Origin of the sequence: Micromonospora sp. NPDC047187 (genome assembly GCF_040643355.1) — a bacterium.
GTDB lineage: Bacteria > Actinomycetota > Actinomycetes > Mycobacteriales > Micromonosporaceae > Micromonospora > Micromonospora salmantinae.
The window spans coordinates 73,954-97,562 of record NZ_JBEYUF010000017.1 but is presented as its reverse complement, the minus strand read 5'-3'; the positions used below and the strand labels follow the sequence as shown (position 1 = coordinate 97,562).

The window sequence follows — 23,609 nt, the reverse complement described above, 5'->3', positions numbered from 1 at the left end:
GCGGCGATGGTCACCTACGGTGACGCCATGGACCCTTCGGCGGTCTGGCGGGACCGGCAGCACCGGTGGCGGATCGAGGCGTACCGCGCGCCGGACCTGCGCTTCGCCATCTACGCCACCAACGGCCCCACCGAGTCGGTGCCGCTGTGGCTGTTCGGGATGTCGGCGCTGGCCCGGTGGCTGATGACCCACGCCATCTCTCTGGACGACCTGGAGGTCGACTGAGCGGGGGCGCGGTCGCGAACCGGGCCCGCGCCGCGCCCCGCTGCGGTTGAGTGACCTCAGACGGCGGACGGGGGTACGCGATGGGCGGTCAGCTCGGGCAGTTGGCGTTGGTGGCCGTGCTGGTGCTGGTCAACGCCGCGCTCTCCGGCAGCGAGATGGCGCTGGTGACCCTGCGGGAGGGGCAGTTGCGGCGGCTGGGTCGGCGCAGCCGTGCCGGCGACCGGTTGGTGCAGCTGTCTCGCGACCCGAACCGTTACCTGGCCACGATTCAGCTCGGCATCACCCTGGCCGGGTTCCTGGCCTCGGCGGCGGCAGCGGTGTCGTTGGCCTCTCCGTTGGTCGGGCCGTTGGGTTTCCTCGGCGGGGCGGCGCGTCCCGCCGCGGTGCTGCTGGTGACGGTGCTGCTGACGTTCGTCACGCTGGTGCTCGGGGAGTTGGCCCCGAAGCGGCTGGCCATGCAGCGGGCCGAGCGTTGGGCGCTGCTGAGCGCCGGCCCGTTGGATCTGCTGGCTCGGCTGTCCCGGCCGGCGGTGTGGCTGCTCAGCCGGGCCACCGACGCGGTCGTGCGGCTCGCCGGTGGGGACCCGCGGGCGAACCGGGAGGAGACGACCGAGGAGGAGCTGCGGGAGATGCTGGCCAGCCAGCGCGGCCTGTCGGCCCAGCAGCGGGAGATCCTGACCGGCGCGTTCGACATCGCCGGCCGGACGCTGCGGGAGATCCTGGTGGCCCGGCGGGAGGTGACCACGCTGCCGGCCGGTCTGGCCGCCGACGAGGGGGTCCGACAGTTGGCCGCCGCCGGCCGGTCCCGCGCTCCCGTCACCGGCCCCGGCGGCCTGGACGAGGTGCTCGGGGTGGTGCACATCCGCGACCTGGTGCGGGCCGGCACCGCCCCGGTGGGCGAGCGGGTCCGGGCGCCGCTGCTGTTGCCGGTGACCCTGCCGGTCGCCGACGCGATGCGTCAGCTGCGCCAGGAGCATCAGCAACTGGCCCTGGTGGTCGACGAGCACGGGGGCATCGACGGCATGGTCACCATGGAGGATCTGCTGGCCGAGGTGGTTGGCGAGTTGTACGACGAGACCGACCGGGACGTGCGCGGGGTCGTCCGGGAACCGGACGGGTCGCTGCTGGTGCCCGGTGACTTTCCGCTGCACGACCTGCCCGACCTGGGGGTGCGGCTGAGCTTTCCGTTGTCCCGGGACTACACGACGGTGGCTGGTCTGGTGCTGGCCCGACTGCGGCACCTGCCGGACTCCCCGGGTGAGACGGTGCGGCTGCCCGGGCTGACCCTGCAGGTGGTGGAGGTCGCCGACCGGGCGGTGCGCAGGGTGCGGCTCTGCGGGTTCGTCACCGAGCGCTGAGCCGTCACCCAGAAGACTGACAAAATGCCCAAATCGATAAAACGGGGAACGCGGTACGCCTACGGTGCCAGACGTGAAGGACCGAGGGTTGCGTACGTTCGTCACGGTGCTGGCCGGCCTCGCGGTGATCTACTTCGGCAGCGCCGGCCGCAGCCCCGAGGAGGGCCGTGGCATCTCCGGCGGGGTGGTGGTCCTGGCGTTGCTCGCCGCGCTGCTGGTGTGGCACCTGACCCGCCCGGGGGACAAGACGGTCAAGTGAGCGCCTCAGCGGGCGGCGACGCGGGTGACCTCACCGGCGGACTCCTCACCCAGCGCCACCCGCACCAGCGCTGACGCGAGCCGGCCGAAGTCCGGTTCGTCGACCAGACCGGCGAGCCGGTCCGGGGACCCCGGCAGACCCAGCCGCTTCGCCCCGGCCAGGGCCCGACGGTCGGCGTACGGGCGCACGTCCGACCAGACCGTCTGCGCCTCGCGCAGGTAGATGTCCGCGCCGGTGGGGCCGATGCCGGGGAACTCGGTGAGCCGCCGCCGCAACCCGGTCGGGTCGCCCTGGGCCTCCCGGTGCAGGCGTCGCAGGTCACCGTGCCAACGGTCCAGGCACAGCCGGGCGCCGGTGCCGAGCATGGTGGCGGTCCGCTCGTCGTAGCGGCGGTAGTGGCCCCGGCCCAGCGCGTCGACGCGCTCCTGCCAACTGGCCGCCTCCATGGCCTGTGGAGTGCGGTAGCCGGCGGCGAACAGCTCCCGCGCGGCGTCCACCGCCACGCACGCGCGGATCCGGGTGCTCAGCAACGTGGTCAGCACCAGCAGCTGATACAGCGGCCCCGGCCGGTCGGAGAGCCGGATGCCGGCCTCCTCCGCGTACGTGCGGCCACGCCGGTCGAGCAGCACCCGCACCACAGTTCGATCATTGCCCACCCCGTCGGGTTACCCACTTGGGGACTCGGTAGCCGTCGCACCGCTGACAGTGGCCGGAATGCCACCGGGGCGGGCGGGTATGCCGAGGCGTGGAGGCGGTCGATGCCGCCTGCCGTACCCGGAAGGGAGACACCCGTGGTCAATCCGCAGCAGGAAGAGTTCCGGCGCAACGCCAAGGGCGCCACCAGCCAGGACAGCAAGGGGCCCAAGCCGACCGGGCACCCGCTCAACAGTGGGACGTCGCGCGGGGACGCCGGTCGACCGGTGCCCAAGGGGCAGGTGTCGCCGTACGGCCCGGCCGGCGAGCCGGTGGCCGAGGACGACAGCGACACCCGCTGACCGATGGGCTAGCGACCGCGGGCTGGCGGCCGCCGCAACCTGTTCCAGGTGGCGGCGGCCGCCAGTCCGTACGCGAGGTGCGGGATGATGTCGGAGATCCAGTCGGAGCGCCGCCACGTACGCGGGTCGCTGATCCCGAGCACGGTGATCGACCCGTCGGTCATGGTCATCACGCCCGCGCCGAGCAGACCGGTGGCCACCGGCAACGGCTGACGTCGACCACCGGCGTAGAGCGCGAACCCGACGCCCGCGGCGACGCCGAGCCCGTAACCGATCAGCGGCCCGAGGCCCGAGCGGCGGTTGGCCGCCCGGGCCCCGTTCCCCAGGTCCACGTGCGCGATCCCGGCCAGCCGGTCGACGGTCTCCTGGGGGACGTCGCTCTCCGGCCGTCCCCGTAGCGCCATGTCGAGGTAGCTGACCACGTTCAGCGCGGTGCTGCCGACGGCGCCCGCGATCGCGCCGTCGGCAACGTCGACAGTCCTCACTTCGGGTCGCCCGGTTCGCGCTCGCTCTTCGGGCCGTACGTCCGCTCACCGCGCACCACGCCCCGTTGACCGCGATCCTCCTGGAGGATCCGGTTCGCGACCTGGTTGGCCTTGCCGTCGGGTACTCGACGCCCGGAGTCGTCGATCGCGTTGCGCAACCGCGCGCGCTGCTTGTCGTACGCGTTACTGCCCGGCCGTGGTCCTGGCATCTGTGCCTCCTTCGTCGGTCTGGGCACCTGGTGCTGCCCACCGTCCGCTGGGCGTACCGCGGCCGTCTACCCGTCTGGCGGCGGACCAACCCCGGCGCCCCTACTGGGGCGCGCGGACCACTACCACCGGGCACTGCGCGTGGTGCAGCATCGACTGGCTCACCGACCCCAGCAGCAACCCGGTCACCTCGCCGCGCCCGCGCCCACCGACGACGGCGAGTTGGGCGGAGCGGGACGCCTCGGCGAGCACGGTGCCGGGTCGGCCGTGCACCACCTGGCAGGTCAACCGCAGACCCCTGTGGTCCTCGGTGAGCCCGGTCAGCCACCCGGCGAGCATCCGCTCCTGCTCGCCGCGCAGCTTCGCCTCGTCGTACACCAGGGGTTGCATGTCGCCCGGGCCGCTGCTGCCGGGGTGTCGGTAGGCGTGCACGGCCACCAGCGGCACGCCGAGCGACACGGCGGTCTCGGCGGCGAAGTCCGCCGCCCGCCGGGAGGCGTCCGAGCCGTCCACCGCGACCAGGACCGGCTCGTCGGGTCGTTGCGTGCCGCGCGCGACCAGCACCGGGCAGTCGGCGTACGCGGCGACCTGCACCGCGACCGAGCCGACCAGCAGGGCGGAGAACCCACCCAGCCCGCGGTCGCCGAGCACTATGAGCGCGGCGGTGGGGGATTCGCCCACCAGCACCGCTGCGGCCTCACCGTCGATGATCTCGCCGGAGATCGACATCCCGGGCACTGTCGCCTCGGCCTCGCGCACGGCGGCCTCGACGAGTTCCTCGGCCTGGTGGCGCAGCCCACCGCCGGGCGGCGCGTCCGGGGCGGGGGAGACCGGTACGTGCAGCAGCGGCCAGATGAAGCCGTGCACGACCCGCAGCGGTCGGTGCCGGCGCGCCGCCTCGGTCGCGGCGAGACGCACGGCGCGCAGCGCCGACTCCGAGCCGTCGACGCCGACCACCACCGCCGCGTTGTTCGCTGAGTTCACCGCCCACCTCCCGCTCGCGGCCAGTATCGCGGGCCCGGACGCCCTCGCGCCGCGATACCGCTGAGCACGTCCCGGTCGGTACGCTGGCGACGACCGGGGAGGGAGCGCCGCCGATGGGTGAACCAGACCAGCCGAGCACCGCTCGCATGATCGACTTTTGGCTCGGCGGGCAGCATCACTTTCCCGTGGACGTGGCCGCCGCGAACGCGTTCGAGCAGGCGTACGGCCCGTGCGCTCCGGTGTTCGGCGAGCTGCGGGCGTTCCTGGGCCGGGCGGTGCGGGAGATGGCCGAGCAGGGCGTTGACGGGTTCCTGGTGTTCGGCGCCGGGGTGCCGACGATGGGCAACGTGCACGAGGTCGCCACCGAGGCGACAGTGCTCTACACCGACGTCGACCCGGTCACCATCCGACTGGGGCAGAGCATCCTCGCCGGCAGCGACCGGGCCGGCTACGGCTTCGGCGACGCGACCGACATCGGCACCATCGACCCGGCCCAACTGCACCGTTTCGTGCCGGGCTGGGGTCGGCGGCCGGTCGGGGTGGTCTTCCTCGGCCTGGCCGCGTTCCTCGACGACGCCACGCTGACCCGCACCCTCGACGAGTTGTACGCTGCCGCGGCGCCGGGCAGCCTGCTCGCTGTGGACTTCGACACCGAAGAGTTGGCCTGTCATCCGCAGGCGCTGGCCATGATGGGGCCGCAGTTCCGGATGCGTCCACCGGCGGCGTTCGCGCCCCTGCTGGGTCGGTGGGCGCCGACGGCGGACGGGATCGTCCCGGTCGCCGAGTGGCGGCCGGACGGCCCGCCGGCGCGGGTGCCCGACGCGTTTCACGGTGTGCTCGCGACCCGCGCGGAGGACTGACCGCGCCGATCGTCTGTCCGGGGGCGTCCGTATGATGCTTGCCCTATGGCAAGCTTCTGGGGAGGGCGACGATGGTAGACGCGCCGGACGTGGTGTCGCGCGCGTTGCGCGAGGCGCCGCCCGACCAGCTGGCGGAGGCGGCGGACCGGGCGATCCGGTCCACGATGGGCGCGCTGCGCACCGACGTCTTCGTCGCCGACTACCGGATCAGCGGCCTGTGGCCGGTGCTGGACCCGGACCTGCCGGCGGGCGGCTTCCTGGCCTGCCACACCATGGCGCAGCGCTGCTTCAGCAGCCAGCAGCCGGTACGCGACGGTGATGGCCCCTGCCGGCTCTACCTGCCCTTGACGGTGTGGGGGGAGCGGCTTGGTGTGCTGCTGATCGAGCTTCCGACCGTACCCAACGCGACGGTCACCGGTCGGGCGACGGACATCGCCGGCGCTCTGGCGGTGGCGATGCGCGCGGCGGACCGGGAGACCGACCGTTACCGGCGGGCCCGCCGTCGGGAGCGACTGACGATGGCCGCCGAGATGCAGTGGGACCTGCTGCCCGGTCGTGGTGTGTCGCACCACGCGTTCGATCTGGCCGGCCAGCTGGAACCGGCGTACACAGTCGGCGGCGACCACTTCGACTGGTCGTTGGACGGCGACCGTCTCACCGTGACGGTGCTCAACGGCGAGGGCAGTGGGCTGGCGGCGTCCCTGTTGACCGCCGTCACTGTCAACGCGATGCGCAACGCGCGGCGCTCCGGTGGCGGCCTGGTGGAACAGGCCGAGCTGGCCTCGGACACGGTCTTCTACCAACACCGGGGCGCCCGGTACGTGGCCACCCTGCTGTTGGAGCTGGACACTCGCCTCGGCCGGGTGCGTGCCGTCGACGCGGGCTCCCCCCATCTGTTGCGGATGCGGGGGTCCACTGTCGAGCCGATGAAGCTCGATCAGCAACTGCCGCTGGGCATGTTCGCCGAGACCCGCTACGAGCTTCAGGAGGTGCAACTCGCCCCGGGTGACCGGCTCTTCGTGGTCAGTGACGGGGTGTGGGCCGCCGAGCCGCCGGGTCAGGAGCCGTACGGGCAGCGGGTGATGGCTCGGTCCCTGCGCGCCACGCGGCTGCAGCCGCCGGCCGAGGCGGTTGGTACGGTGATGCGCGAACTGCACGCCTATCACGCGGATTCCGATCTGCGCGACGACGCCGTCGTGGTCTGTCTGGACTGGCACGGTCCGCGCGAACGGGGCACGGGGTGAGATTCGCCGCCGCGTTGCCGGGCGGGCACCAGCGCGACGACGGCAGGGGACATCAGGTGGAGCGACCTGCGGATCTCGCCGCGGCGATCGACGCGGCCGCCGGGACGCTGATCGCCGTGCTGGAGTCTGCCGCGTCGCGGCATCAGGTGCCGCCCACCCAGCTGAGAGTGCTCACGCTGATCAGCGGTCGGCCGGAGACCAACGTCAACGGTTTGGCGGAGTTGCTGGACGTGGTGCCCTCCTCGGCGAGCCGCCTGTGCGACCGGCTGGAGGCGACCGGGCTGTTGCGTCGGGTGGCCGATCCCCGTGACCGGCGTGAGGTGCGGTTGGTGCCGACCGCTGCGGCGCTGACCCTGTTGGGGGAGTTGGCCGAGCGGCGGCAGCGCGCGGTGCAGGCGGTGTTGGACCGGATGCCGGTGCGGATGCAGCACGAGCTGTTGCTGGCGCTCGCCGGGTTCGCTCGGGCGGCGACCTCGGTTCCCGAGCAGCAGACCGAGCCCGCCGTCCAGACGGCCTGAGCGCCGTCCCCCCTTCCACTAGTATCCTAGGACGCTTTAGGCGTGGTGATCCACGCCACAGTGCGGCACAGCCGCACCGACAGCCCGCGGCGGCGCCCTGCCAGCGAGAGGAAGCCCGATATAGTGGCAGCGCACCTACCCGGCCCGCGATCATCGAGATCGCGGGCCGCATCAGGGGAAGGGGCCCCGCCCGGGGCCGCAGGGGAGAGCCGGCGCTGGTCGGCCCGACAGCGCGTACGACCCTCAGCCGCGCCCGGCGCCGGCCGGGGGCCCGCGTGCCGTGGAGGAGGATCGGTGTCGCGTCGGCCGGCTCGGGCGGAGCAACCGCGGGACACCGGTGACGAGACTCCCGGCAACCAGGTCCTCACCCTGCCCAACCTGATCAGCTTCGGGCGGCTGCTGGGCGTGCCGCTCTTCCTCTATCTGTTCCTGGTGGTGCGGGCCGACGTGGCCGCGGTCGTGGTGCTGGCCATCGGCGGCACCACCGACTGGGTCGACGGCTGGATCGCCCGCCGCCTGCACCAGGTCAGCCGCCTGGGCGAGCTGCTCGACCCGCTCGCCGACCGGCTCTACATCCTCGCCACCCTGGTCGCCTTCACCGTGCGGGAGGTGGTGCCGTGGCAGTTCACCGCGGCGCTGCTGGCCCGTGAGGTGCTCCTGCTGGCCTCGCTGGCGGTGCTGCGTCGCTACGGGTACGGGCCGCCGCCGGTGCACTACGTGGGCAAGACCGCCACGTTCCTGCTGCTCGCGGCGTTCCCGGTGCTGCTGTTGGCCAGCGCGGCGACCGACGTGGCGACGGCGGCGAGCGCCATCGGTTGGGCGTTGGCCTGGTGGGGGCTGGTGCTGTACTGGGTGGCCGGCGGGATGTACGTGGTGCAGGCGGCCCGGCTGGTGCGCGCGGCGCGCGGTCCGGGAGCGGCGGCGTGAGCGCGCCTCGGCTGGGCAAACCCGGCCAGGACCGGGTGTACGCGCCGGATTTCCTCACCGAGCTGTTCCGCAACCCGCTGGATCCGGGGTACGCGGACGCGGCTGCGGCGCGTCGGCGCTCGGCGGAGTCGGCTCCGGCGCGGGGGTGGCGGGCCCTGCCGGCGCGGTCGGTGAGCCTGGTCGTGGTGGTGATGCTCGGTTTCCTGTTCGCGGTCGCGTACCGGCAGACGATGGCGGACGAGCCGGGGCGCAGCCAGGCCCGTTCGGGTCTGGTGGCGCAGATCAAGGAGCGGGAGAGCCAGACCGATCGGTTGTCCACGCAGGCGGACCAGCTGCGCGAGGAGGTCAGTCGGCAGCGGGACGCGGCGTTGAGCGGGTCGGCTGCCGCCCGGTTGCGCAACCTGGAGGCGAGCACCGGGCTGGGTCGGGTGCGCGGTGATGGTGTGGTGGTGCGGTTGGCGGACGCGCCGGACAAGGCGGACGCGGTCACCGGTGCCGGCGCTGGGCCCCCGCGGGTGCTCTACAGCGACCTTCAGGGTGTGGCGAACGCGTTGTGGAGTGCTGGCGCGGAGGCGATCGCCATCAACGGGCAGCGGTTGACGTCGACGTCGACGATCCGGTCGGCGGGTGAGGCGATGCTGGTGGATTTCCGGCCGGTGACCGGGCCGTTCGAGGTGTCGGCGATCGGGCCGGGTTCGATGCGGCGCAAGTTCGAGGACAGCCGGAACGCGGCGCTGATGCGGAAGGTCGCGCAGGGGACGGGGTTGTCGTTCGGTGTGCGGGAGGCGGATGACCTCACCCTGCCGGCGGCGCCGGAGCCGCAGCTACGCTACGCCAAGCCGTCGGTCAGTCCGAGCCCTTCCGCGTCGGGTGTCCGTTCCGGCAGTCCCGGGTCGTCCGGTCCGGCGACGACTGTTAGCCCCTCCGGAGGTGGCCGATGATCGCGGTGTTGGCGTTGCTCGCCGGTGTGGTGTTGGGCGTGTGGCTTGATCCCACGGTGCCGGCGGCGTTGCAGCCGTACCTGCCGATCGCGGTGGTGGCCGCGTTGGACGCGGTGTTCGGTGGGGTGCGGGCCCGGTTGGACCGCATCTTCGACGACAAGCAGTTCGTGGTGTCGTTCATTTCGAACGTGCTGGTGGCTGGTCTGATCGTGTATCTGGGTGACCAGTTGGGGGTGGGTGGGCAGTTGTCCACCGGTGTGGTGGTTGTGTTGGGTGTGCGTATCTTCGGCAACGTGGCGGCGATCCGTCGGCACCTGTTCCGGGCGTAGGTTGGGTTGCGATGAGTGACGAGCAGACCGACACGGGGACCGGGTGGCCGCAGCCGGCGGGTCCGGTGCGGCCGGCTGGGCCGGCGGGTGAGCCGGATCCGCGGCCGGATGCGCCGGATCCGGATGAGTTGAGCCCGTTGGCGCCGCAGGGGCCGGCGCAGCCGTCGGATGACGAGCCTGCGGCGGAGCCGGGTGTGGAGCCGGTTGATGATGGTGCGACGGTGGACCTGAGCGCGGTGTCGCGGTCGGGGGAGCCGGTCGCGGATTCCGACGGGTTGGCGGAGCCGGTGGGGGAGTCGGTGGCGCCGGTGGTGGCTGGTCGGTCCCGGGTGAGTACGGCCGGGGTGATGATCGCCGCGTTGTTGGCGTTGCTGGGGTTCACGTTGGTCGTGCAGTTGAAGACGACGTCGACGGACCCGACGCTGGGTGCCACCCGGCAGGAGGACCTGGTCCGGATCCTGTCGGATCTGGATGCGCGGGAGAACCGCCTGCAGCAGGACATCCGGGCTCTGGAGGACAGTCAGCGGCAGTTGCGCTCGGGTGAGCAGGGTCGTCAGGCGGCGTTGGATGAGGCGACGCGGCGGGCGGACGAGTTGGGCATCCTGGCGGGGACGTTGCCGGCGGTGGGTCCGGGGTTGACTGTGCAGTTCGACGCCGGGGTGAAGCCGATCTCGGCGAACCGGGTGTTGGACGCGGTGCAGGAGCTGCGCGGTGCGGGTGCCGAGGCGATGCAGATCTCCGGTGGGGATCGGGCGACGGTGCGGATCATCGCGTCGACGTACTTCCTCGACGATAGGGACAACGGGTCGTTGATGGTGGAGGGGCGTCGGTTGTCGGGGCCGTACACGATCACGGTGATCGGTGATCCGGCGACGATGCGTACGGCGTTGAACATTCCTGGTGGGGTGGTGGCGTCGGTCCGGGGTGACGGCGGTAACGTGACGTTTGGGGAGCGTGAGGTTGCCGAGGTTTCGGCGCTGCACGTGCCGATCAAGTTGGAACACGCCCGTCCGGTCTCCTGACCGGCGCGGCCGCGCCGGACCCGGGTGGTCCGGGGCACCGATGGATGAAGGACGCGTCTGGTGATTCCCGAGGATCTGCGATACACCGCCGAGCATGAGTGGGTGGCGGGTGACGGCACGGCTTCGGTCCGGGTCGGCATCACCCACTTCGCGCAGGACGCGCTCGGTGACATCGTGTACGTGCAGTTGCCCGAGGCGGGTGCGGTGGTCGCGGCCGGTGACTCGTTGGGTGAGATCGAGTCGACCAAGAGTGTGTCGGAGATCTACGCGCCGGTGGCCGGTACGGTGGCGGCGCGCAACGACGCGTTGGCTGACACGCCTGAGCTGATCAACACTGATCCGTACGGTGAGGGTTGGTTGGTGGAGATCACGCCGAATGATCCGACTGCGACGGATGGGTTGCTGACGGCGGCCGCGTATCAGAAGATCACCGAAGGCTGAGTGTGCTTGATCCGGTGCGTGGGATGTCTGCGCGCGTCCGGTTGCCCTGCATTTCGGCGCTGGCTAGGCTCGCCCAGTCGACCGAGAACCCAATAGTTGAGCGTTGCGGAATTGCCTTCCCGGGCACGGGGAGCCAGCCGCCGGGTGTTCAAGTGCCCGGCGGCCAGACCCGCCATTACCCGACGCCGACCGAACAGATCCGTGAGGTGGTCCCATGACGCGGCCAGACGACGAGTTCCCCCCACTCGACGTCACTTCGACGCTCAATCTCGGTTCGCTCGACGAAGTGCTGGAGGGGCCGGATACCGATGTGGTGCCGAGCCGGATGTCCGGTTCGTTGCCGCCGGGTATGGCGCTGCTGGTGGTTCGTCGAGGTCCGAATGCGGGTGCCCGGTTCTTGTTGGACCACGATGTGACGACCAGTGGCCGGCACCCGGACAGTGACATCTTCCTGGACGACGTGACGGTGTCGCGTCGGCATGCGGAGTTCCACCGTGATGGTGGGACGTTCACGGTGCGGGACGTGGGCAGCCTGAATGGCACGTACGTCAATCGTGAGCGGGTTGAGGCGGCCACGTTGAGCAATGGTGACGAGGTCCAGATCGGTAAGTTCCGGGTGGTGTTCATCGCCGGTCCGCGCCCGGAGGAGGAGGCCGGCCGGGGGTGAACGAGCCTGCGGCCTCCATGTCACCCGGGGCGGCTCGGTCTGAGCCGCTGATGAGCATCGGTGAGGTGCTTGGGCAGTTGCGGGTGGATTTTCCGGATACCACGATTTCGAAGCTGCGGTTTCTTGAGGCTGAGGGTTTGGTCGAGCCGCAGCGGACGGCGGCGGGTTACCGGAAGTACAGCTGGGACGATGTGGCGCGGTTGCGGTTCGTGTTGACCGCGCAGCGGGACAAGTACCTGCCGTTGCGGGTGATCCGGGAGCAGTTGGCCCAGTGGGATTCGTCCGGTGAGCAGCCGGGGCGGTCGCGGCCGGCGTTGGTGGCGGTTGGTCCCGATGGTGCGGTGCCGGGTCGTGAGTTGGCGGACCCGGCCGAGTCGTCGCAGGTGCGGCTCGGCCGGGTGGATCTGGTGGCGCGTAGTGGGATCGACGAGTCGACGTTGGTGGAGTTGGAGCGGCTCGGTGTGCTGGTGTCGGATCCGCCGGGGTGGTATGACGCGGATGCTCTGATCATCGCGTCGGCGGTGGCGGGGTTGGCGGCGTACGGGTTGGAGCCGCGGCACCTGCGGGGTTATCGGACGGCGGCGGACCGGGAGGTCGGTTTGTTCGCGCAGTTGGTGGCGCCGTTGGCGCGGCAGAGTGATCCGGCGGCGCGGGCGCGGGCTGCGGAGACGGCGCGGGAGTTGGTGGCGTTGTCGGAGCAGTTGCACGCGGCGTTGGTGCGGGTGGGGCTGCGGTCGACGTTGGGTCGGTGAGGGTGCCCGGTGGGTGGCGGCTGAGCGGAAAGATCTCTTCCGGGAAGCGTGCCGTAGGCTTGCCGGGGTAACCCCTTTTCGGCGCGGGCGTGGTGCTGTAGCGCATGGGACGGCCGTGTTGCGGTCCGTGTACCGTGCAGGGAAGGGCGCGGTGCGGCGTAGGTGACAACGACACGGAGGCGGCGGTGCGCGAGCTGAGCGTGGTCGGAGTTCGGGTGGAGCTGCCCAGCAACCAGCCGATCGTCCTGCTCAGGGAGGTCGAGGGGGACCGCTATCTGCCGATCTGGATCGGCGCGGTCGAGGCGACGGCTATCGCTTATGAGCAGCAGGGGGTCAAGCCGGCCCGGCCGTTGACGCATGATCTTCTGCGGGATGTGTTGGCGGCGTTGAAGGCGCCCTTGCAGGCGGTGGAGATCACCGAGCTGAAGGAGAACGTCTTCTACGCGGATCTGTTGATCGGCGATGGGGTGCGGGTGTCGGCGCGGCCGAGCGATTCGATCGCGTTGGCGTTGCGGGTTGGTGCGCCGATTCGTTGTGCGGAGCAGGTCCTCAGCGAGGCGGGGATCGTTATCCCTGATGAGCAGGAGGACGAGGTGGAGAAGTTCCGCGAGTTCCTGGAGCAGGTGCGTCCGGAGGATTTCGCGGGCTGAGGTGTGCCTGGGCTCGGTTGGTGATCTTTCTCGGTGGCTGCGCGGCGTGTCGCGTCGGTTCCTCCGTGGTAACCCCTGACGGTGGCGATAGGGTTTCCATGTCGAGGGGTGCGCGTCGGAGGAAACGATGCGTCGCCACACTGACGGGGAGGTTGTCCGGATGCACGAGCCGCGGGATTCCGATCCGGGTGCAGGGTTCGACGAGTCGGGTGCCTCGTCGCCAGGTGTGGCGGCTGAGGGTGACGGTTCGGTTGGCTACCGGGGTGTGACGGCCTGCCATGCGGTGGGCATCAGTTACCGGCAGTTGGATTACTGGGCGCGGACGACGCTTGTGGTGCCGAGCGTTCGTGACGCCTCGGGTTCGGGGACGCAGCGGTTGTATTCGTTCCGGGACCTGGTGGTGTTGAAGGTCGTGAAGCGGTTGTTGGATGCGGGGGTGTCCCTGCAGAACATCCGTAAGGCGATCGAGGCGTTGCGGTCGCGTGGTGTGGAGGATCTGGCGGGGATCACGCTTATCTCTGATGGGACGACGGTGTACGAGTGCCGGTCTCCGGAGGAGGTGGTCGATCTGTTGCAGGGTGGCCAGGGGGTCTTCGGCATCGCGATCGGTGGGGCTTTCAAGGAGATCCAGGGGTCGTTGTCGCATCTGCCGGCGGAGCCGGCGACGAGCGGCCCGGTGGAGCCGGCGGTGGCGTCGGGGCCGGATCCGGTGGGTGACGAGTTGGCGGCGCGGCGGGCGCGGCGGCGCGCCGGCTGACCGTTCGGTCTTTCGATTTTTTTTCGGTTGTTTTCTCGCGACAGTCGGTGACGGTGGCAGGCATCTATCGGCCGTGCCAGTCCACTGTGGATACCGTGGGTGTTGTGCTGGTGGCCCATTGTGGAGATACCGATCGGTAGTGGTGACGCACCGTGTCGGCGTGTTGTCGGGAATCCGATAAGGGGGCGCTGACCGGGGGCGGTTGACACGCTATGGTCCCTCACGGTTCTGGACCCTTCACCCCCGGAAGGAACGACCGTGACGGTTACGGAAGAGACTGCTCCCGCCTCGCACTACGACCGCATTGGCGGCGCCAGTTCGGTCAAGGCGGCGGTTGAGCTGTTCTACGACAAGGTGCTCGCGGACCCGGAGTTGGCGGGCTATTTCGTTGGCGTGGACATGGCGGGTCAGCGGCGGCATCTGGCGTTGATGTTGACTGTGGTGCTGGGTGGCCCGAACGAGTACACGGGTCGCGGGTTGGCCGAGGCGCACCAGCCGTTGAACATCACGGTGGGGCACTACGCGAAGGTGGGCGAGCACCTGACGGTGACGCTGACCGAGCTGGGGGTGCCGGCGGACGTCCTCGCCCACGTGCAGACAGTGCTGGGGCAGGTGCAGGGCCAGGTGGTGGCTGCCGGGAACAGGTCGGGCGTCTGAGCGTGGACGCCGCTCGCCTCAAGCAGAGCTGGTCGGTGGTCGCCGGTCACGGCGACCAGGTGCCGCTCTACTTCTACTCGACGTTGTTCCTCGCTCATCCCGAGACGCGGCAGATGTTCCCCACGAACATGGCCGGTCAGCGGGACCGCCTCGTGACCGCGTTGGGTCACATCGTGTCCAACGTGGACCAGGTGGATCGGCTGGTGGGTTTCCTGCAGGATCTCGGCGCGGATCACCGCAAGTTCGCGGTCCGCGCGGAGCACTATCCGGCGGTCGGTGAGGCGTTGGTGGCGACGTTGCAGCATTTCCTCGCCGAGCAGTGGACCGACGAGTTGGCTGCGGACTGGACGGCCGCGTACGGGTTGGTCGCCCAGGTGATGATGGAGGCCGCGCAGGCCGCTGAGGCGGTCAATCCGCCGTGGTGGGTGGCGGAGATCGTGGCGCATGAGCGGCGGGCGTTCGACGTGGCGGTGTTGACGGTGCGTCCGCAGTATCTGTTGCCGTTCACGCCGGGTCAGTCGGTCGGGGTGTCGCACCCGTCGGTGCGGTCGTGGCGGTACTACTCGCCGGCGAACGCGCCGCGGGCGGACGGCACGTTGGAGTTGCATGTGCGGGCCGCGCCGGGGGGCGCGGTGTCGTCGCGGCTGGTGTACGGGTCGGCGGTGGGGGATCGGATCCACCTGGCGGCGCCGGTGGGGGACCGGTTGGGATTGTGGTCGGCGGGCTCCAGTGACCTGTTGCTGTTGGTCTCGGGTACCGGCTGGGCGCCGGTGAAGGCGTTGGTGGAGCAGGTGGCCGCGGAGGGTTCCCGTCGGCGGGTGGACCTGTACGTGGGGGCCCGGTCCCGTAGCGAGTTCTACGACAGCGACGCGATCGACAAGTTGGCGTCGTCGTATCCGTGGTTGACGGTGACGTACGTGGTCGGTGCCGACGTGCACCGGCCGGGGGAGTTCGTGCAGGCGGTGGACCGGGCGTTGGCCGACGGTGACTGGCGGTCCCGGCACGTGTTCGTGTGTGGGTCGGACGAGATGGTGTCGCACGCGGTGCGAACGTTGGTGCAGGCGGGTTTCCACGCGGGTCAGGTGCACCACGAGGGCCTGGGCGCGCAGTGGTACGGCCCGGCGTGGCGGACGGCGGTGCAGCAGTCGGCTGCGGGTGACACTTCGGGAGGTGGGCACAGGTGAGCGCGATCAGTGAGCTTGCGAGCCCGGCGGTCGCGAACGGAGGTCTGCACAGGTGAGTGCGACGCCGATCAGTCGGTATGACGGGGTGCAGGTTTCCGGCGGTGTGCAGGTGCGGATCACCGCCGACCGGGCTCGGCGGTGGGAGTTCGGTGCGGCGTCGTTCGCTCGGCGTGGTTACGACAACGCTGACGTGGACCGGTTCCGGGTGCAGGTCGCTGACGAGTTGGACCTGTTGGCGACGCAGATCGCGACGTTGCGGGCGGAGAACGAGCGGCTGACCGACCGGGTGGAGTTGCACCGGCACGGGGTGATTCCGAGTACGGGGGCGGCGGCGAAGGTCCCGGCGGCGCGGGAGGTGAATCTGCTGTCGGCGGCGCAGCGGGAGGCCGAGCAGATCATCGCGCAGGCGCATGACTACGCGCGTCGGGTCGCCGAGTACGCCCGGGTGCAGTACGAGAGTTACCTGCACGCGGCGGAGGCGGAGGCGAAGCAGGAGGCGGAGCGGGCGGTGGCGGAGTACCGCAGCGCGGCGGGGTCGAGCTTCGACGACACGGTGGCGACCCGGGAGGCGTTGCGGATCTTCGGCGAGATGATGGTGTCGCACATGCAGGCGGCGGCGCGGCATCTCGACGACGGCAGTGAGCAGTTGGCGCGCACGATGGATCGGATCGCGGCGGAGACGCCGGGGGCGCCGTTCGTGGGTGGCGTGGTGGGCCAGTCGGCGTTGCCGCGGCACCAGCAGCGCTGAGTCGCCGGGTGGGGTGCGCTGACGTGGACCCCGCCCGGCGTGTTGGCGGCGGTGGCATAGTCGGAGGGGTCAGGCGGGGCTGACGGGTGGCCCGCCCCTGGGAGAGGCGCCGTCGTGTCGGTATCACCGTCCCCGTCCGGCGGGTCAGCGGACCCGCTGGCCGCGTTGGAGGCGTCGGCGTGGGCGCTGGCGGCCGCGGTCGGCACCATGAGTGACGCCCTGTCGGCCCCGCTCGCGGAGGTCCTCGCGGCGTCGCCGCACCGCAGCGCGGTGCTGGAGGCCGCGGGTCTGCTGTCCTCAGACGGCGGGACGCCGGTCGCGCACCCGTCGCTGGTGCCTGCCGACGGGCCGACCGGGCGCAGCGCGGTGCAGGCGCGGTTGAGTTCGCTGCGGCAGGCGGTCGCCGCGGCGGCGCAGGAGCCTTCCGGCGGGGGTGGGGCCGGCTGGGCGCAGGTGGACGACGAGGTGTTGCTGCATCAGGGTCGGGCGTCGGCGGCGACCGGCCGGGCGTTGGCGACCCGGGTGGTGCCCGAGTTGCCGGGGCTGGCGCAGCGCTTGGACTCGGCGGACGCCCGGGTGTTGGATGTGGGCACCGGTGTGGCGGCGTTGGCCGTCGCCCTGGCCCGCGCGTTGCCCCGGGTGTCGGTGGTGGGTATCGACGTGCTGCAACGGGCGTTGGACCTGGCCGGCGGGGAGTTGGCCGAGGCGCGCGATGTCGCGGATCGGATCAGTTTGCGCCGGCAGGACGTCGCGGAGGTGGCCGAGCCCGGCGGGTACGACCTGGTCTGGGTGCCGGCGCCGTTTCTTCCCCAGCAGACGTTGGCGCTCGCGCTGCCCCGGCTGGTGCGGGCGCTGCGACCCGGTGGCTGGCTGGTGGCGGGCACCAATGCGCCGGCCGGGGACCCGTTGCGGGCGGCCGTCGACCGGTGGAACGCCGTGCGTAACGGCGGCAACGCCTTCGACGCCGACCGGATGGCGGAGGTGCTGGCGGGGGCCGGGTTGGGTGAGGTTCGGCGTTTTCCGACCGTCCCGGGCGGGCCGGTGTTGGTCGCCGCGCACCGCCCGGGCGGCTGAGGGCGACAGTCGGTGCTGCGGGTGGTCAGCTGAGCCGTTGTTCGAGGTGGAAGGTGACCTCGGTGCCGGCGGCGCTCTTGCCGATGGTCTTGCACAGGGCGGCGCGGATGGGCAGCCAGTGGGGGCCGGCGCCGGAGGGCATCAGGGTGGCGTTGAACGGGTGCCCGTCGATGGTGCCGGTGACCTTGACGGCGCGTCGGGTGCCGAGCAGGTCCGCGGAGTCGGGAACTGTCACGTAGGTGGCGAACGCGCCGTCTTTCTCGATGGGCGCGGTGAAGCGGTAGTCGAGTGGTTGCGGGTCCATGGGTTCTCCTGGGCGCGACGGGTCGGTCAGCTGGCGGCGGCGCGGATGGCCTCGACGATCGGGGTGGGCCCGTCGACGAGTTCCAGTGTCGCGCCGGTGGTGCGTGGTTCGTCGAGCAGCGCGGCGAGGACGTGGGCGACGTCGGTGCGGCTGATCGCGCCACGTCCGGCGTGTGGGGTGAGGGTGACCCGCCCGGTGGGTGGGTCGTCGGTGAGCCGGCCGGGTCGTAGCACCGTCCAGGCCAGGTCGCGGCGGCGCAGGTCGTCCTCGGCGGCGCGTTTGGCGCGCAGGTACGCCGTCCACACGTCGTCGGTGCCGGGGGCGGGTGGTGTGTCCACCCCCATGGAGGAGACGAGTAGGTAGCGGTGGACGCCGGCGCGGGCGGCGGCGTCGGCGAGCAGCGCGGCGGCGGCCCGGTCGACGCTGTCCTTGCGGGCGGCGCCGCTGCCGGGGCCGGCGCCGGCGGCGAAGATCACCGCGTCGGCGCCGTGCAGGTGCTCGGCCACCTGCGCGACCTCGGTGTGTTCCAGGTCGCAGACGACGGGGGTGGCGCCGGCGGCGCGCAGCGTCGCGGTCTGCTCGGGGTTGCGGATGAGGCCGACGGCGGTGTCGCCGCGCCCGACGAGGTGGCGTTGCAACAGGAGGGCGATCTTGCCGTGGCCTCCGGCGATGACGACGCGCATGGGCCCAACCTACCGGCGCCGCGGGTGCCGGCGGCGTCACCGGCTTGACCTTGACCTTCGGGGAACCCTGAGCCTGGTGGGTGCCGGTCGCCGTGACCGGCTGCGAGGAGGATGCCGACGTGGGGCTGATGACCATCGGGGCGTTCGCCCGGGCGGCGAGGCTGACACCGAAGGCGTTGCGCCTGTACGACCAGGTGGGGCTGCTGGTGCCGGCCGCTGTCGATCCGGAGTCCGGTTACCGGCTCTACGGCCCGGCTCAGCTGCCGGTGGCTCGGCTGGTCGCCCAGTTGCGTCGCCTCGGTATGCCGCTGGCGACGATCCGGGTGGTGTGCGGCCTGGAGCCCGCGGCGGCGGCTGAGGCGGTCACCGCGTACTGGCGGCAGGTCAGCGCCGACACCGCGGCCCGCGCCCGGCTCGCCACCCTCCTCGTGGAGCACCTGTCTGAAGGGGGCGCCACCATGTCTGACCCGAATCCCACAGTTGCCGTCCGCTGCGCCGCCGGTTGTGACACCGGGCTGGTGCGCGACAGCAACGAGGACACCGCGTACGCCGGCGAGCGGTTGCTCGCCGTGGCCGACGGTATGCGGGGGCCCGGCGGCGCGGCCGCCAGCGCCGCCGCCGTCGACGCCCTGAGGCCGTTGGCGCTCACCGACGTGCCGGCGGCCGACCTGCTGACGATGCTGGCCGGCGCGGTGAGCGACGCCGACGGCGCCGTGCACGCGTTGGCCACCGACACCGACCAGCCGGTCACCACGCTGACCGCGCTGCTGCTCAGCGGTTCCCGGCTGGCGCTGGTGCACGTCGGTGACACCCGCGCCTACCTGCTGCGCGGCGGTGAGCTGTCGCTGCTCACTCAGGATCACACCTGGGTGCAGGCTCAGGTTGAGCAGGGCCGGCTCGACCGGGATCAGGCCGCGACGCATCCGCAGCGCGCGGTGCTGGTGCGTGCCCTCGGTGGCGGCCGGCAGGTCGAGGCGGATCTGGCGGTGCGTACCGCGTTGCCGGGTGACCGGTACCTGTTGTGCTCCGACGGGCTGTCCGCGGTCGTCGACCGGGCCGAGTTGGGGTCGGCGTTGGCAGCGACGGACGATCCCGGGGACACGGTGCGGGCGCTGATCGGTCTGGCGCGGGCCGAGGGTGCGCCGGACAACGTCGCCTGCGTCGTCGCCGACGTCGTCGCGGTATAGCCGAGGTCACCCGCGCCGGGTGGGACCGCCTGCCCGGCGCGGGGCTCGGCGTTGGTGAACCGGTTGAGGCAGCATGGAGAGGTGATGGAGAGCTTCGACGCGTTGACCTCGCTGGTGGCCGGTGGTGGGGTGGTGGTGCTCAGCGGCGCCGGCCTGTCCACCGAGTCGGGAATTCCGGACTACCGGGGGCCCAGCGGGGTGGCGCGGCGGCACACGCCGATGACCTTCCAGGCGTTCACCCGCGATCCCCTGGCCCGGCGGCGCTACTGGGCGCGCAGCCACCTGGGCTGGCGGCTGATCGCGGGCGCGGCGCCCAACGCCGGGCACCGGGCGGTGGCCGGGCTGCAACACGCCGGGCTGGTCGAGACGGTGATCACCCAGAACGTCGACGGTCTGCACGGTGCGGCCGGCAGCCCGTCGGTGATCGAGCTGCACGGCCGCCTCGACGAGGTGACCTGCCTGGACTGCGGCAACCTGACGTCCCGGGAGGAGCTGCACCGGCGGCTGCGCGAGGCCAACCCGGAGTTCGTGGCCCGCGTCGCCGCGGTCAACCCGGACGGTGATGTTGATCTCCCTGATGAGCAGGTGGCGGCGTTTCGGCCGGTGGACTGCGGGATCTGCGGCACCGGGATGCTGAAACCGGACGTGGTGTTCTTCGGTGAGACGGTGCCGCCGCAGCGGGTGGCGCGGTGTTTCGCGGCCGTGGAGCAGGCCCGCGCGTTGCTGGTGCTCGGGTCGTCGTTGACGGTGATGTCGGGGCGCCGGTTCGTGATTCGGGCCGCGAAACGGGGCATCCCGGTCGCGATCGTCAACCAGGGGCCGACCCGGGGTGACGGCCACGCCACAGTGTGCGTCGACGCGCCGCTGGGCGTGGTGCTGCCGCAGCTGGCCGCGCGGGTCGGCGCCGGGGCACCGCTGGGGGTGTGACGGACCTACCCGCGCGGGTGAGCACGAGGCCCGGGGGTAGGACATCCGCCGGAAACACCAACGCTGGTAGCGTTGACCACGCCGGTAACACCCACGTGGGAGAGACCGCCCGACAGCACGCAGGGCGGCGCCGAAGGGGCAAATCCTCCCCGGAACCTCTCAGGCAAAAGGACCTCGTGGGCAGGCACTGTGGAGTGCCCCTGTGGGTGCGACAGAGGGGGAGGCCGACACGTCGACCTCGCCCCGGGAGTGCCCCCTATGACCGTAGAGCAGTTCGCCACCCGTCACATCGGTCCCGGCCCCGACGATGAGCGTCGGATGCTGGAGGTCGTCGGGCACGACTCCATCGACGAGCTGATGGACGCCGCGATCCCCGAGGTGATCCGCTGGCACGGCACCCTCGACCTGCCCGACCCGGCCACCGAGGCCGAGACGATCGCCGAGCTGCGGGCCCTCGCGGCGCGTAACACCGTCGCCGTCTCCATGATCGGGTTGGGGTACCACGGCACGCACACCCCGGCGGTGATCCGCCGCAACGTGCTGGAGGACCCGGCCTGGTACACGGCGTACACGCCGTACCAGCCGGAGATCAGCCAGGGCCGCCTGGAGGCGCTGCTGAACTTCCAGACCATGGTCACCGACCTGACCGGCCTGACCACCGCGAACGCTTCCATGCTCGACGAGGGCACCGCGGCTGCGGAGGCGATGACCCTGGCGCGGCGGGCCTCCAAGAGCAAGAGCGGCGTGTACGTCGTTGACGCCGACGCGTTGCCGCAGACCATCGCGGTGATCACCAGCCGGGCCGAGCCGCTCGGCATCGACGTGCGGGTCCTCGACGTGCAGCGCGACGAGTTGCCGGCGGAGTTCTTCGGCCTGCACCTGCAGTACCCGGGGGCGTCCGGGGCGGTGCGCGACCACGCCAGCCTCGTGGCGGCGGCGCACGCCGTCGGCGCCCTGGTGACCGTCGCGGCGGACCTGCTGGCGTTGACGCTGCTGCGCGCACCGGGGCAGATCGGCGCGGACATCGCCGCCGGCACCACCCAGCGTTTCGGCGTACCGATGGGCTTCGGTGGGCCGCACGCCGGTTACCTGGCGGTGCGCTCGGGCCTGGAGCGGATGCTGCCCGGGCGCCTGGTCGGGGTGTCACGCGACGCGGACGGCAACCCGGCCTACCGGTTGGCGTTGCAGACCCGTGAGCAGCACATCCGGCGGGAGAAGGCGACCAGCAACATCTGCACCGCGCAGGTTCTGCTCGCGGTGATGGCCGGCATGTACGCCGTCTACCACGGCCCGGACGGGCTGCGCGACATCGCGACGCGTACCCATGCGATGGCGGCGCGGCTCGCGGCCGGGTTGCGCGCCGGTGGGGTGGACGTCGCCGACGTCGCGTTCTTCGACACCGTCACCGCGACCGTGCCGGGGCGGGCCGCCGAGGTGGTGGCCGCCGCCGCCGACCGTGGTGTCAACCTGCGGCTGGTCGACGCCGACCGGGTGGGGGTGTCCTGCGACGAGACCACTACCGACGCGCACCTGGCGCAGGTGTGGGAGGCGTTCGGGGTGCCCGCCTTCGACGCCGACGTGGACGCCGCCCTGCCGGTCGACCTGACGCGCGGCAGCGACTTCCTCACCCACCCGGTGTTCCGCAGCCACCACTCCGAGACGGCGATGCTGCGCTACCTGCGGCGGCTGTCGGACTTCGACTACGCCCTGGACCGGGGCATGATCCCGCTCGGGTCGTGCACGATGAAGCTGAACGCGACCACCGAGATGGAGCCGGTGAGCTGGGCGGAGTTCGCGAACATCCACCCGTTCGCGCCCGACGCGCAGACCGTCGGGTACCGGGAGATGATCGGTCAGCTGGAGTCGTGGCTGGCCGAGGTGACCGGCTACGACGCGGTGAGCGTGCAGCCCAACGCCGGTTCGCAGGGTGAGCTGGCCGGGTTGCTGGCGATCCGCTCGTACCACGCGTCGCGGGGTGAGACGCACCGCGACGTGTGCCTGATCCCGTCGTCGGCGCACGGCACGAACGCGGCGTCGGCGGTGATGGCCGGCATGCGGGTCGTGGTGGTGGCCTGCGACGACGACGGCAACGTCGACCTCGTCGACCTGGACGCGAAGATCGACAAGCACCGCGACGCGCTCGCCGCGATCATGGTGACGTACCCGTCCACGCACGGTGTGTACGAGACGGGCATCGCGTCGCTGTGCGCGAAGGTCCACGACGCCGGCGGGCAGGTGTACGTCGACGGGGCGAACCTCAACGCCCTGGTCGGGTTCGCCAAGCCCGGCAAGTTCGGCGCGGACGTGTCGCACCTGAACCTGCACAAGACGTTCTGCATCCCGCACGGCGGCGGTGGCCCCGGGGTGGGTCCGGTGGCGGTCCGCGCGCACCTGACGCCGTTCCTGCCCGGTGACCCGCTGGGCGCGCACGTGGACGCCACGCCGGCGATCTCGGCGGCGAAGTACGGGTCGGCGGGGATCCTGCCGATCCCGTGGGCGTACCTGCGGATGATGGGCGCCGAGGGGCTGACCCGGGCCACCGGTGTGGCGGTGCTCGCGGCGAACTACGTGGCGGCGCGGCTGCGGGGGCACTTCCCGGTGCTGTACGCCGGCAACAAGGGCCTGGTGGCCCACGAGTGCATCCTCGACCTGCGGCCGTTGACGAAGGCGACCGGGGTGAGCGTCGACGACGTGGCGAAGCGGCTGATCGACTACGGCTTCCACGCGCCCACGATGTCGTTCCCGGTGGCGGGGACGCTGATGGTGGAGCCGACCGAGAGCGAGGACCTGGCCGAGCTGGACCGGTTCTGCGACGCGATGATCGCGATCCGCGCGGAGATCGAGCAGGTGGGTTCCGGGGCGTGGCCGGTAGGGGACAACCCCCTAGCCAACGCGCCGCACACCGCGGCGATGGTCAGCGGTGACGAGTGGTCGCACGCGTACCCGCGGTCGGTGGGCGCGTACCCGGCCGGGGTGGACCGGGCCGGCAAGTACTGGCCGCCGGTGCGGCGCATCGACGGCGCGTACGGCGACCGGAACCTGGTCTGCTCGTGCCCGTCGCCGGAGGCGTTCGAAGACTGACAACGCCGCAGCCGGTCGAGCACTGACGACGGCGCGCCGGGGCGGGCGGTACGGCCTGCCCCGGCAGCCGCTGCGACCTGGGCGGGGACGTCCCTTACCGGGGGACTAGCCTGGGTCGACGGCGGCTAAACGGTGACGCTGAG

29 protein-coding genes and 1 riboswitch are annotated in these 23,609 nt (G+C 71.6%); of the genes, 23 read left to right on the top strand and 6 right to left on the bottom strand.

Translation table 11 applies throughout. The annotated features are described in order from the left end of the window. Positions 1-27: 27 nt before the first annotated feature. From ABZ794_RS24170 to ABZ794_RS24160, 3 genes are all read left to right on the top strand, one after another. Entirely contained in the window at positions 28-225 is a 198-nt protein-coding gene (locus ABZ794_RS24170) for a hypothetical protein (protein ID WP_030327722.1), read from the top strand. Positions 226-305: 80 nt separating this feature from the next. Further along, positions 306-1,583 carry a hemolysin family protein gene (locus ABZ794_RS24165; protein WP_210783871.1) on the top strand — a complete coding sequence of 426 codons (1,278 nt, stop codon included), beginning with the start codon at positions 306-308 and terminating at the stop codon, positions 1,581-1,583. A 73-nt stretch (positions 1,584-1,656) separates the two neighbouring features. After that, entirely contained in the window at positions 1,657-1,842 is a 186-nt protein-coding gene (locus ABZ794_RS24160; protein WP_036410487.1) for a hypothetical protein, read from the top strand. A gap of 5 nt (positions 1,843-1,847) precedes the next feature. On the opposite strand, the gene ABZ794_RS24155 is transcribed toward ABZ794_RS24160, so the two are convergent. Beyond that, positions 1,848-2,498: a hypothetical protein gene (locus ABZ794_RS24155; RefSeq protein ID WP_210783810.1), complete on the bottom strand. Its 651-nt coding sequence runs from the start codon at positions 2,496-2,498 to the stop codon at positions 1,848-1,850. A 135-nt stretch (positions 2,499-2,633) separates the two neighbouring features. On the opposite strand from ABZ794_RS24155, the gene ABZ794_RS24150 reads away from it, so the two are divergent. Next, entirely contained in the window at positions 2,634-2,837 is a 204-nt protein-coding gene (locus tag ABZ794_RS24150; protein WP_210783812.1) for a hypothetical protein, read from the top strand. 8 nt (positions 2,838-2,845) lie between these two features. Here the strand turns inward: ABZ794_RS24150 and ABZ794_RS24145 are convergent, their stop codons facing one another. From ABZ794_RS24145 to ABZ794_RS24135, 3 genes are all read right to left on the bottom strand, one after another. After that, positions 2,846-3,322: a hypothetical protein gene (locus tag ABZ794_RS24145; protein WP_210783814.1), complete on the bottom strand. Its 477-nt coding sequence runs from the start codon at positions 3,320-3,322 to the stop codon at positions 2,846-2,848. Further along, positions 3,319-3,531 carry a phosphatidylethanolamine-binding protein gene (locus tag ABZ794_RS24140; protein WP_088948250.1) on the bottom strand — a complete coding sequence of 71 codons (213 nt, stop codon included), beginning with the start codon at positions 3,529-3,531 and terminating at the stop codon, positions 3,319-3,321. Before ABZ794_RS24140 ends, ABZ794_RS24145 begins: the two co-directional genes overlap by 4 nt. A gap of 100 nt (positions 3,532-3,631) precedes the next feature. Then, entirely contained in the window at positions 3,632-4,513 is an 882-nt protein-coding gene (locus tag ABZ794_RS24135; protein WP_210783816.1) for a universal stress protein, read from the bottom strand. 113 nt (positions 4,514-4,626) lie between these two features. Between ABZ794_RS24135 and ABZ794_RS24130 the strand changes: the two genes are divergently transcribed. From ABZ794_RS24130 to ABZ794_RS24055, 16 genes are all read left to right on the top strand, one after another. Further along, positions 4,627-5,373 (top strand): SAM-dependent methyltransferase, encoded by a 747-nt coding sequence (locus ABZ794_RS24130; RefSeq protein ID WP_210783818.1) that lies wholly within the window; start codon positions 4,627-4,629, stop codon positions 5,371-5,373. A gap of 71 nt (positions 5,374-5,444) precedes the next feature. After that, complete coding sequence (locus ABZ794_RS24125; RefSeq protein ID WP_210783820.1) at positions 5,445-6,617, top strand: PP2C family protein-serine/threonine phosphatase; 1,173 nt, start codon at positions 5,445-5,447, stop codon at positions 6,615-6,617. 56 nt (positions 6,618-6,673) lie between these two features. Beyond that, positions 6,674-7,135 carry a MarR family transcriptional regulator gene (locus ABZ794_RS24120; protein ID WP_210783872.1) on the top strand — a complete coding sequence of 154 codons (462 nt, stop codon included), beginning with the start codon at positions 6,674-6,676 and terminating at the stop codon, positions 7,133-7,135. A gap of 294 nt (positions 7,136-7,429) precedes the next feature. After that, the gene (locus ABZ794_RS24115; RefSeq protein WP_210783822.1) at positions 7,430-8,062 is read left to right on the top strand and encodes a CDP-alcohol phosphatidyltransferase family protein; all 633 of its coding nucleotides are present in this window, start codon (positions 7,430-7,432) and stop codon (positions 8,060-8,062) included. After that, positions 8,059-9,003 carry a DUF881 domain-containing protein gene (locus ABZ794_RS24110; protein WP_210783824.1) on the top strand — a complete coding sequence of 315 codons (945 nt, stop codon included), beginning with the start codon at positions 8,059-8,061 and terminating at the stop codon, positions 9,001-9,003. Before ABZ794_RS24115 ends, ABZ794_RS24110 begins: the two co-directional genes overlap by 4 nt. Next, complete coding sequence (locus ABZ794_RS24105) at positions 9,000-9,332, top strand: small basic family protein (protein WP_030327710.1); 333 nt, start codon at positions 9,000-9,002, stop codon at positions 9,330-9,332. Before ABZ794_RS24110 ends, ABZ794_RS24105 begins: the two co-directional genes overlap by 4 nt. 11 nt (positions 9,333-9,343) lie before the next feature. Continuing rightward, positions 9,344-10,354 carry a DUF881 domain-containing protein gene (locus ABZ794_RS24100; RefSeq protein WP_210783826.1) on the top strand — a complete coding sequence of 337 codons (1,011 nt, stop codon included), beginning with the start codon at positions 9,344-9,346 and terminating at the stop codon, positions 10,352-10,354. Positions 10,355-10,414: 60 nt separating this feature from the next. Beyond that, complete coding sequence (gene gcvH, locus ABZ794_RS24095; RefSeq protein ID WP_091397961.1) at positions 10,415-10,795, top strand: glycine cleavage system protein GcvH; 381 nt, start codon at positions 10,415-10,417, stop codon at positions 10,793-10,795. A 214-nt stretch (positions 10,796-11,009) separates the two neighbouring features. Then, entirely contained in the window at positions 11,010-11,462 is a 453-nt protein-coding gene (locus ABZ794_RS24090) for an FHA domain-containing protein (protein ID WP_007071101.1), read from the top strand. Positions 11,463-11,512: 50 nt separating this feature from the next. Then, a complete protein-coding gene (locus tag ABZ794_RS24085; RefSeq protein ID WP_357517667.1) occupies positions 11,513-12,214 on the top strand; it encodes a MerR family transcriptional regulator in 702 nt (233 codons plus the stop codon). Between the two features lie 185 nt (positions 12,215-12,399). Beyond that, positions 12,400-12,864: a bifunctional nuclease family protein gene (locus tag ABZ794_RS24080; RefSeq protein WP_030327706.1), complete on the top strand. Its 465-nt coding sequence runs from the start codon at positions 12,400-12,402 to the stop codon at positions 12,862-12,864. A 160-nt stretch (positions 12,865-13,024) separates the two neighbouring features. Continuing rightward, positions 13,025-13,621 (top strand): MerR family transcriptional regulator, encoded by a 597-nt coding sequence (locus tag ABZ794_RS24075; protein ID WP_210783830.1) that lies wholly within the window; start codon positions 13,025-13,027, stop codon positions 13,619-13,621. A gap of 258 nt (positions 13,622-13,879) precedes the next feature. Beyond that, positions 13,880-14,278, top strand: a complete 399-nt coding sequence (locus ABZ794_RS24070; protein WP_210783832.1) for a group 1 truncated hemoglobin — start codon at positions 13,880-13,882, stop codon at positions 14,276-14,278. Positions 14,279-14,280: 2 nt separating this feature from the next. Continuing rightward, positions 14,281-15,462 carry a globin domain-containing protein gene (locus ABZ794_RS24065; RefSeq protein ID WP_210783834.1) on the top strand — a complete coding sequence of 394 codons (1,182 nt, stop codon included), beginning with the start codon at positions 14,281-14,283 and terminating at the stop codon, positions 15,460-15,462. A gap of 52 nt (positions 15,463-15,514) precedes the next feature. After that, a complete protein-coding gene (locus tag ABZ794_RS24060) occupies positions 15,515-16,210 on the top strand; it encodes a cell division protein DivIVA (protein WP_357517663.1) in 696 nt (231 codons plus the stop codon). A 114-nt stretch (positions 16,211-16,324) separates the two neighbouring features. Further along, entirely contained in the window at positions 16,325-17,284 is a 960-nt protein-coding gene (locus ABZ794_RS24055; protein ID WP_210783838.1) for a class I SAM-dependent methyltransferase, read from the top strand. 25 nt (positions 17,285-17,309) lie between these two features. Here the strand turns inward: ABZ794_RS24055 and ABZ794_RS24050 are convergent, their stop codons facing one another. Then, positions 17,310-17,588, bottom strand: a complete 279-nt coding sequence (locus tag ABZ794_RS24050; RefSeq protein ID WP_112587027.1) for a DUF1905 domain-containing protein — start codon at positions 17,586-17,588, stop codon at positions 17,310-17,312. A 26-nt stretch (positions 17,589-17,614) separates the two neighbouring features. Further along, on the bottom strand, positions 17,615-18,271 hold the full coding sequence (locus tag ABZ794_RS24045) for an NAD(P)-binding oxidoreductase (protein ID WP_210783840.1): 657 nt from the start codon (positions 18,269-18,271) through the stop codon (positions 17,615-17,617). Positions 18,272-18,390: 119 nt separating this feature from the next. Here ABZ794_RS24045 and ABZ794_RS24040 point away from each other — a divergent pair, with 119 nt between their 5' ends. From ABZ794_RS24040 to gcvP, 3 genes are all read left to right on the top strand, one after another. Next, positions 18,391-19,458: a MerR family transcriptional regulator gene (locus ABZ794_RS24040; protein WP_357517708.1), complete on the top strand. Its 1,068-nt coding sequence runs from the start codon at positions 18,391-18,393 to the stop codon at positions 19,456-19,458. A gap of 84 nt (positions 19,459-19,542) precedes the next feature. Next, a complete protein-coding gene (locus ABZ794_RS24035; RefSeq protein ID WP_357517661.1) occupies positions 19,543-20,385 on the top strand; it encodes an NAD-dependent protein deacetylase in 843 nt (280 codons plus the stop codon). A gap of 86 nt (positions 20,386-20,471) precedes the next feature. Further along, positions 20,472-20,570: riboswitch (glycine riboswitch) on the top strand. 73 nt (positions 20,571-20,643) lie between these two features. After that, positions 20,644-23,466 (top strand): aminomethyl-transferring glycine dehydrogenase, encoded by a 2,823-nt coding sequence (gene gcvP, locus ABZ794_RS24030; RefSeq protein ID WP_210783843.1) that lies wholly within the window; start codon positions 20,644-20,646, stop codon positions 23,464-23,466. Positions 23,467-23,609: the final 143 nt, after the last annotated feature.

Excerpts from the sequence above, each read along its gene's own strand:
- ABZ794_RS24085 (WP_357517667.1), top strand. The coding sequence starts at position 11,513 with ATGAGCATCGGTGAGGTGCTTGGGCAGTTGCGGGTGGATTTTCCGGAT.
- ABZ794_RS24050 (WP_112587027.1), bottom strand. The coding sequence starts at position 17,588 with ATGGACCCGCAACCACTCGACTACCGCTTCACCGCGCCCATCGAGAAA.
- ABZ794_RS24035 (WP_357517661.1), top strand. The coding sequence starts at position 19,543 with ATGGAGAGCTTCGACGCGTTGACCTCGCTGGTGGCCGGTGGTGGGGTG.
- ABZ794_RS24165 (WP_210783871.1), top strand. The coding sequence starts at position 306 with ATGGGCGGTCAGCTCGGGCAGTTGGCGTTGGTGGCCGTGCTGGTGCTG.
- ABZ794_RS24125 (WP_210783820.1), top strand. The coding sequence starts at position 5,445 with ATGGTAGACGCGCCGGACGTGGTGTCGCGCGCGTTGCGCGAGGCGCCG.
- ABZ794_RS24045 (WP_210783840.1), bottom strand. The coding sequence starts at position 18,271 with ATGCGCGTCGTCATCGCCGGAGGCCACGGCAAGATCGCCCTCCTGTTG.
- gcvP (WP_210783843.1), top strand. The coding sequence starts at position 20,644 with ATGACCGTAGAGCAGTTCGCCACCCGTCACATCGGTCCCGGCCCCGAC.
- ABZ794_RS24140 (WP_088948250.1), bottom strand. The coding sequence starts at position 3,531 with ATGCCAGGACCACGGCCGGGCAGTAACGCGTACGACAAGCAGCGCGCG.
- ABZ794_RS24090 (WP_007071101.1), top strand. The coding sequence starts at position 11,010 with ATGACGCGGCCAGACGACGAGTTCCCCCCACTCGACGTCACTTCGACG.
- ABZ794_RS24170 (WP_030327722.1), top strand. The coding sequence starts at position 28 with ATGGACCCTTCGGCGGTCTGGCGGGACCGGCAGCACCGGTGGCGGATC.
- ABZ794_RS24105 (WP_030327710.1), top strand. The coding sequence starts at position 9,000 with ATGATCGCGGTGTTGGCGTTGCTCGCCGGTGTGGTGTTGGGCGTGTGG.
- ABZ794_RS24100 (WP_210783826.1), top strand. The coding sequence starts at position 9,344 with ATGAGTGACGAGCAGACCGACACGGGGACCGGGTGGCCGCAGCCGGCG.
- ABZ794_RS24130 (WP_210783818.1), top strand. The coding sequence starts at position 4,627 with ATGGGTGAACCAGACCAGCCGAGCACCGCTCGCATGATCGACTTTTGG.
- ABZ794_RS24075 (WP_210783830.1), top strand. The coding sequence starts at position 13,025 with ATGCACGAGCCGCGGGATTCCGATCCGGGTGCAGGGTTCGACGAGTCG.